This window comes from Microbacterium sp. ISL-103 (assembly GCF_018613995.1).
Lineage (GTDB): Bacteria > Actinomycetota > Actinomycetes > Actinomycetales > Microbacteriaceae > Microbacterium.
In genome coordinates this window covers 1-6,837 of record NZ_JAGGPD010000283.1, presented here as the reverse complement: position 1 = coordinate 6,837, position 6,837 = coordinate 1, and the positions used below count along the sequence as shown (strand labels likewise).

5 protein-coding genes and 1 pseudogene are annotated in these 6,837 nt (G+C 67.7%); 2 read left to right on the top strand and 4 right to left on the bottom strand.

Translation table 11 applies throughout. The features are described 5' to 3' along the window. Both J7E68_RS11165 and J7E68_RS11160 read left to right on the top strand, forming a co-directional pair. Positions 1–228 (top strand): annotated as a pseudogene (locus J7E68_RS11165) (ABC transporter ATP-binding protein); the annotation flags it as partial. Positions 229–346: 118 nt separating this feature from the next. Beyond that, positions 347–1,150 carry a hypothetical protein gene (locus tag J7E68_RS11160; RefSeq protein ID WP_215172594.1) on the top strand — a complete coding sequence of 268 codons (804 nt, stop codon included), beginning with the start codon at positions 347–349 and terminating at the stop codon, positions 1,148–1,150. Positions 1,151–1,199: 49 nt separating this feature from the next. Here the strand turns inward: J7E68_RS11160 and J7E68_RS11155 are convergent, their stop codons facing one another. From J7E68_RS11155 to J7E68_RS11140, 4 genes are read right to left on the bottom strand one after another with little or no spacing between them, the layout of a single operon-like run. Continuing rightward, positions 1,200–2,633, bottom strand: coding sequence for a GH1 family beta-glucosidase (locus J7E68_RS11155; RefSeq protein ID WP_215172592.1), 1,434 nt, complete (start codon positions 2,631–2,633; stop codon positions 1,200–1,202). Continuing rightward, the gene (gene yicI / locus J7E68_RS11150) at positions 2,630–4,864 is read right to left on the bottom strand and encodes an alpha-xylosidase (protein WP_215172591.1); all 2,235 of its coding nucleotides are present in this window, start codon (positions 4,862–4,864) and stop codon (positions 2,630–2,632) included. The genes J7E68_RS11155 and yicI overlap by 4 nt, the downstream gene beginning before the upstream one ends. Next, complete coding sequence (locus J7E68_RS11145) at positions 4,864–5,751, bottom strand: carbohydrate ABC transporter permease (RefSeq protein ID WP_215172588.1); 888 nt, start codon at positions 5,749–5,751, stop codon at positions 4,864–4,866. Before J7E68_RS11145 ends, yicI begins: the two co-directional genes overlap by 1 nt. Beyond that, entirely contained in the window at positions 5,751–6,716 is a 966-nt protein-coding gene (locus J7E68_RS11140) for a carbohydrate ABC transporter permease (RefSeq protein WP_215172596.1), read from the bottom strand. Before J7E68_RS11140 ends, J7E68_RS11145 begins: the two co-directional genes overlap by 1 nt. Positions 6,717–6,837 lie beyond the last annotated feature (121 nt).

Here is a 6,837-nt window from a genome sequence, read left to right as displayed (position 1 = left end):
TCGCTCGACATCCCGTCGGAGCGGCTGATCCAGGATGCTCTGCAGACTCTGCTGAAGGATCGCACGGCCATCATCATCGCGCACCGACTGTCGACGGTCGCGATCGCCGACCGCGTACTGGTGATGGAGCACGGGAAGATCATCGAAGACGACACTCCCGAGTCGCTGATCAGCGGCACGGGCAAGTTCGCGCAGCTGCATGCCGCCTGGCAGCAGACGCTGGTGTGACACTGCGCATCGTCTGACGAGAGCGGCTTCTGCGGCCACGACCGGATATCGGTCGTGGCCGCAGTGCTGCCCGCGACACGGCGGAGCGATCGTCGGCTCGGCTGGGTAGCATCGAAGCATGGATCCGTTGCTGCTCGCCGTCGAGTTGTGGTGGATCGCGCCCGTCGCCGCCGGAGGAGTGACCGCCGGTGCGATCGGACTCCGCCGTCGCAGCACCAGGAGCGGTCGTCGGCTCGAGTTCGATGCGGCTCGCCACGATCTCAAGGCCGCGCAGCAGACCGCAGTCGAGCGGCGCATGGCCGTCAAGCTCGCACGAGCCGACGTGGCGCGCATCGCGGCAGAGCGCAGCGCGCGCCGCGCGACATCGGATCAACTCGCAGGGGCGAAGAGGATGCTCCGCAACAAGGAGCACGACGCCAAGGCCGCCGCCGCCGATGTGCGCGCCAAGCAGGTGCGGCTCAACGCCGCCCGAGCGGCGATCCCCGCAGCATCCGCACCGCGCCCGCTCGAGCGGCTGCAGGCGCAGCACGACGCGGTCGTCGTGCGATGGATGCGCTACGAGACCGACCCCGCGCTGCAGATCGCGTATCCGGCGATGACCGACGTCAGGCAGCCGGCCACAGCGGAGTACCTGCGGGCCGCCGGCCGCGCCGTCGAGGCACGTCGTGCCGCGGACGGCAAGGTCGCCCCCGCGGAGTTCGCCGCCTACCGCGATGCGGTATCCGACCTCGAGCGTGCGTTCGAGTCGGCCGAGTACGCCGCTCGGATCCGCGCGGGAGAAGCTCCTCAGGCGACATCGGCCTGGCAGGATGCCGCGCAGGGTGTGATCAGCCGATCGGCTGAGGCGATCGATCGGGCGGCCGGTGCCGCCGCATCAGCGCTCGCCGCCTGGAACGAGCGCAAGCGCCCCGACAAGCGCTGAGCGCCGCCCCCGCACTGCGAAGACGGCGCCCGAACGCCGCGGGCAGGGGTCAGGCCCCGATCGTCCGTGCCGAGATCAGACCGCGGTACCAGTGGCCGGAATCCTTGACGGTGCGCTCGAACGAGTCGAAGTCGACGCGCACGATGCCGAACCGCTTGGCGTAGCCGTATCCCCATTCGAAGTTGTCGAGCAGCGACCACACGAAATAGCCCCGCAGGTCGACGCCGCGCTGCAGCGCGCGGTGCGCGGCGGTGAAATGCCGGCGCAGATAGTCGGTGCGCTCCGGGTCGGGAACCGAGCCGTCCTCGGCCACCTCGTCGTCGAACGCGGCGCCGTTCTCGGTGACCATCAGGGGCTGACCGGGGAACTGCTCCGACAACGACACGAGCAGCTCTTCGAGTCCCTCGGGCGCGATGTTCCAGCCCATCGCCGTGTACGGACCCGGTTGCTCGACGAACTCGACCGCCTGGTCGCTGCCCGGCCAGGCAGTGCCGCCGGCCGCGCCCTTGTGGCCGTCGTTCTGCTGCTTCTCGGACACTCCGTCCCACAGCCGTACCGTCGCCGTCGAGTAGTAGTTCACCCCGAGGACGTCGATCGGCTGGTTCACGACCGCGAGATCGCCGTCTCGGACGAACGACCAGTCGGTGACCGACGCCGTGTCGGCGAGGAGGTCGGCGGGGTACTCGCCGCGCAGCATCGGGTGGGTGAAGGCGCGGTTCGCCAGGGCGTCGATCCGCCGCACGGCCTCGTCCGATCCCTGTCCCTGTCCGCGCAGCACGTGGAAGTTCAATGTCACGGAATAGTCGGGGTCGCCGGTCGAGGTCGCGCGCAGCGCCTGGATCGCCCGGCCGTGAGCGAGGTTGAGGTGGTGCACGGCCGCCAGCGCGGATGCCGGCTCATGCCGCCCCGGCGCGTGCCCGCCCTGCCCGTAGCCGAGGTAGGCGGAGCACCACGGTTCGTTCAGAGTCGTCCAGGTGTGCACCCGGTCGCCCAGTGCCGTGCCCATGATCTCGGCGTACCGCTCGAAGGCATCCGTCGTGGCGCGAGCGGTCCAGCCTCCCGCGTCTTCGAGGTACTGGGGCAGATCCCAGTGGTACAGGGTCGCCACCGGACGGATGCCGCGCGCGAGCAGCCCGTCGACCAGGCGGGAGTAGAAGTCGATCCCGGCCTGATTCACACCGCCGTCCGCCGTCGGGACGATCCGGGGCCAGGCGATCGAGAAGCGGTACGCCTGCAGACCGAGATCCGACATCAGATCGAGGTCTTCATCGACGCGGTGGTAATGGTCGCACGCCACATCGCCGGTGTCGCCGTTCCAGACCTTACCCGGAGTCCTGCTGAACGTGTCCCAGATCGACGGGCTCCGGCCGTCTTCGTCGGCCGCGCCTTCGATCTGGTACGACGCGGTCGCCGATCCGAACGTGAAGCCCTCAGGCAGGACGAGTCCGGATCCGCGGTAGTCGTCGGCGGGGGAGAGGGTCACCGAGTCACCTCCTCGAGGGCAGTCTCGTAGATCTTCTCACGGCCGTCAGGGCTCGTCACCGTCACCGACGCCGAACCGGATCCGCCCGGGAAGACCCGCAGCCGCAGGCCGTCGTGGTAGTCGTAGTCCGGTCGATCGGTGCGGGCTCCCCAGGGGAGTGCGGTGCCAGGACGCACATACACCGGAAGCGAGTCGAAGCCGTGCGTCTCGCGCCGCCACCCGCCGCCCGTGACCGTCTCGCCGGTGAGGAGAGAGGTCCATTCGCCCTCGGGCAGGTAGAACTCCACCGAGCCGTCCTCGGTGAAGACCGGAGCGACGAGGATGTCGGCGCCGAGCATGTACTGCCGGTCGAGGTACGCGGCCGCAGGGTCGTCAGGGAACTCGAGCTGCATCGGTCGCATCAGCGGCAGACCGGTGCGTGAGGCGTCGATGCCCTGCTGGTAGAGGTACGGCATGAGCTGCATCTTGAGGTGCGTGAAGCGCCTCGTCACGTCGACCGCCTCCTCGTCGAACGCCCACGGCACGCGGTATGAGCTGGAGCCGTGGAACCGGGAATGCGAGCCGAGCAGCCCGAAGGCTGTCCAGCGCTTGAAGACGCCCGCATCCGGGGTTCCCTCGAACCCGCCGATGTCGTGGCTCCAGAAGGCGAAGCCGCTGAGGGCCAGCGAGAGTCCGCCTCGCAGGGTCTCAGCCATCGAGGTGTAGGTCGAGGTCGAGTCACCGCCCCAGTGCACCGGCATGCTCTGCCCGCCGGCCGTGGCCGAGCGAGCGAACAGCACGGCGTCGTCGGCCCCTCGCGCCTCGACGAGCACATCGTGGACGGCGCGGTTGTAGAGATCGGTGTACAGGTTGTGCATCCTCATCGGGTCCGAGCCGTCGGCCCAGACGACCTCGGTGGGGATGCGCTCGCCGAAGTCCGTCTTGAAGCAGTCGACCCCCTGGGCGAGAAGGGCGCGCAGCTTCGCCTGGTACCAGGCGGTCGCGTCGGGGTTCGTGAAGTCCACGAGTCCCATGCCCGCCTGCCAGAGATCCCACTGCCAGACCGAGCCGTCGGCTCGCCGGACGAGGAAGCCCTGTTCCGCGGCCTCGCGGAACAGCGGCGAGCGCTGGGCGATGTACGGGTTGATCCAGACGCAGACCCGCAGGTCCTTGTCGTGCAGCCTCGAGAGCATCCCCTCGGGGTCGGGGAACACCCGGGCATCCCAGACGAAATCGGTCCAGTTGAACTCGCGCATCCAGAAGCAGTCGAAGTGGAACACCGACACCGGCAGCTGCCGCGCGGCCATCTCGTCGATGAACGAGTTGACGGTCTGCTCGTCGTAGTCGGTGGTGAAGCTCGTCGACAGCCAGAGGCCGTACGACCAGGCCGGCACCACCGGTGGGCGTCCGGTCAGGGCGGTGTACCGCCCGAGCACGTCCTTGGGGGTGGGGCCGGCGATCACGAAGTACTCGAGCACCTCGCCCGACACCGAGAACTGCACCCGCTCGACCGACTCCGAGCCGATCTCGTACGAGACGTGGCCCGGGTCGTTCACCAGCACGCCGTACCCGCGGTTCGACAGGTGGAAGGGGATGCTCTTGTACGCCTGCTCGCTCGAGGTGCCGCCGTCGGCGTTCCAGATGTCGACCGACTGGCCGTTCTTCACCAGCGGCCCGAAGCGCTCGCCGAGTCCGTAGATCAGCTCGCCGACTCCGAGGTCGAGCTGCTCGTGCACGAATGCGGTTCCGGTGGGAGCAGAGCCCCCCTGGCGGGCATTGTCGACGATCCCGGCATCGACCTGGGCATCCGGGGCGAGGCGGACGTAGCCCTGTGCCTTGTGCCCGCTTCCCGTGACGCGTCGGCCGTCGACCTCGAATGCGAGGTTCCACGGCGCGCCCTGGCTGACTCGGGCCACGAGCGAGCCCGCATCGAGGACTCCGCCGGTCTCCGACAGCGACACGGATGCCGCCGGGGTCTCCGACCCGGGGAGTCGGAACCCTCCGTGCCAGCGGCCTCCTTCGTGATGCGTGATGCGCACCCGCACCACGCCCTCGGCGGGGGAGGAGAGCGTCGTGGTCAGCACCGGTCGGTTCAGGGTGTCGCCGCGCTTGGCGATCACCATGGTGGGCGCCGTGATCACGATGCCCACTCCATCGGGGGTGTCGTGGGTCTCGGCGATGTCATAGGCCTCCTGCGCGTAGAGCGCGGTGACGCCTGGGCGCAGTTGCCAGAACCCGTCGGTGAACTTCATTACTTGACTGCTCCTGCCGTGATGCCGCGCGTGAGGGTGCGCTGGAAGATGAGGAAGAAGATGAGCGTGGGGATGATGCCGAGCAGCGCCGAGGCACTCGTGGTCGTGACGTCCATCAGCCGGTCGCCCTGCAGCACGCTGATCGCGACGGGGACCGTCTGATTCGCATTCGACGCGAGGAAGGTGAGGGGGATGAGGAACTCGTTCCACGTCCAGATGAAGAAGAAGATGAGCAGCACTGAGAGCGTCGGGCGGCTGATCGGGAACACGACCCGCCAGAGGATCTGCCAGCGGCTCGCCCCGTCGAGGGATGCCGCTTCGAGGATCTCCTTCGGGAAGGTGCCGTAGACCGAGGAGAGCAGGTACGTGCCGAAGGCCGCCTGGATCACGGTGAAGACGATGATGACCGACCAGACGTTGTCGTACAGGCCGACGGATTTGAACATGTAGTACAGGGGGTAGAGCAGGGCCTCCTGCGGCAGCAGGTTCGCCAACAGGAAGAGCAGCACGATCCAGCTGCGGCCGCGGACCCGGCCGATGCCGATCGCGAAGGCGTTGAGCATCGAGATCACGACGGCGAGCACCGAGACGATTCCGGCGATGAAGATCGAGTTCCAGACCTTCTCGGGGAAGTTCACGCGTTCCCAGAACTTGATGATCCCGCCGAAGTCGAGGGTCTCGGGGAAGGCGAGGGGTCCGGACGTCGCGTAGTCGACCGGCGACTTGAACGAGTTCACCAGCACGAGGTAGAACGGCGCGATGACCAGCAGCGCACCGATCACGACGAGCGCGAGCAGCAGCCAGTCGACCGGGCGCTTCTTGGTCATGCCGCCGCGCGGACGGGTCTTGTTCGGCTTTCCGGTGACGATGGCAGTGGTGGCGTGCATCACAGACCCGCCCTTTCCTTGCGCTCGAGCGAGTTCTGCACGCGGATGAAGATGATCGACACGATCACCACGACGATCGTGAGCACGGTGGCGATGGTCGCGCCGTAGCCGACGTTCCGCTTGGTGAAGAACTCCTGGTACGCGTAGTACGCCGGCACCAGGGTGGCCCCCGCCGGACCCCCTCGGGTGATGATGTAGACCGGGCCGAAGACCTTCAGCGCGGCGATCGTGCAGGTCAGGGTGACGACGAAGATCTCGGGTCGGATGATGCTCATCGTGATCGAGGTGAAACGCTGCAGCCAGTTGGCGCCGTCCAGCTCCGCGGCCTCGTAGAGCTCGGGGTCGACCCTCTGCAGCGCCGCCATGAACACCACGACCGGATAGCCGAGCTGCACCCACACCATGACCACCATGAGCACGATCAGGGCGGACGGCATCTGACCGAGCCAGTCGTAGGCGGGGATGCCGAACCACGCGAGGATCTGGTTCAGCGCTCCATCCCCTCCGGGCCGGACGATCCAGCCGATGACGATGCCGGCGACCGCGATCGGCAGGATCTGCGGAAGGTAGTAGGTGGCGCGCAGGAAGCTGCCCACCTTGCCTCCGAACTTGCGTCCGACGACGTCGAAGAGCAGTGCGGCGACGATGAGCCCGACGATCGTCGGCACCACGACCATCGCGATGATCATCCACACCGAGTTCGTGAACGAGGTCCAGAAGTCGCTGTCGGTGAGGATCTTCTGCCAGTTCTCGAGCCCGATGAACTCCGGGGTGCGTACGCCCTTCCACTTGGTGAAGGTCAGGTACACGTTCCAGACGAGCGGGACGATGACGACGACGAGCAGCAGGACGAAGCCCGGCAGCAGGTAGATCCAGTAGGCGCCGGTGCCGCCGCTGCGCTGCGGGATCGACGGCTCTTCGGGCGGCAGCTTCGTGCGGCCCTCGCGGCGTGTGGCGAGTGACATGTTCATCTCCAGGAGGATGCGGGGGCGACGCCGTGCGGCCATCGCCCCCGCGGGTCGATCAACGGAATTCCGAGGTGCCCTCGTCGTACTGCTCTCCGAGGTTCGTGTTCGTGGTCTCGGC

What these genes read in the sequence shown, in the direction of transcription:
- J7E68_RS11160 (WP_215172594.1), top strand. Translation starts at nt 347, where the DNA reads ATGGATCCGTTGCTGCTCGCCGTCGAGTTGTGGTGGATCGCGCCCGTC.
- yicI (WP_215172591.1), bottom strand. Translation starts at nt 4,864, where the DNA reads ATGAAGTTCACCGACGGGTTCTGGCAACTGCGCCCAGGCGTCACCGCG.
- J7E68_RS11145 (WP_215172588.1), bottom strand. Translation starts at nt 5,751, where the DNA reads ATGCACGCCACCACTGCCATCGTCACCGGAAAGCCGAACAAGACCCGT.
- J7E68_RS11140 (WP_215172596.1), bottom strand. Translation starts at nt 6,716, where the DNA reads ATGTCACTCGCCACACGCCGCGAGGGCCGCACGAAGCTGCCGCCCGAA.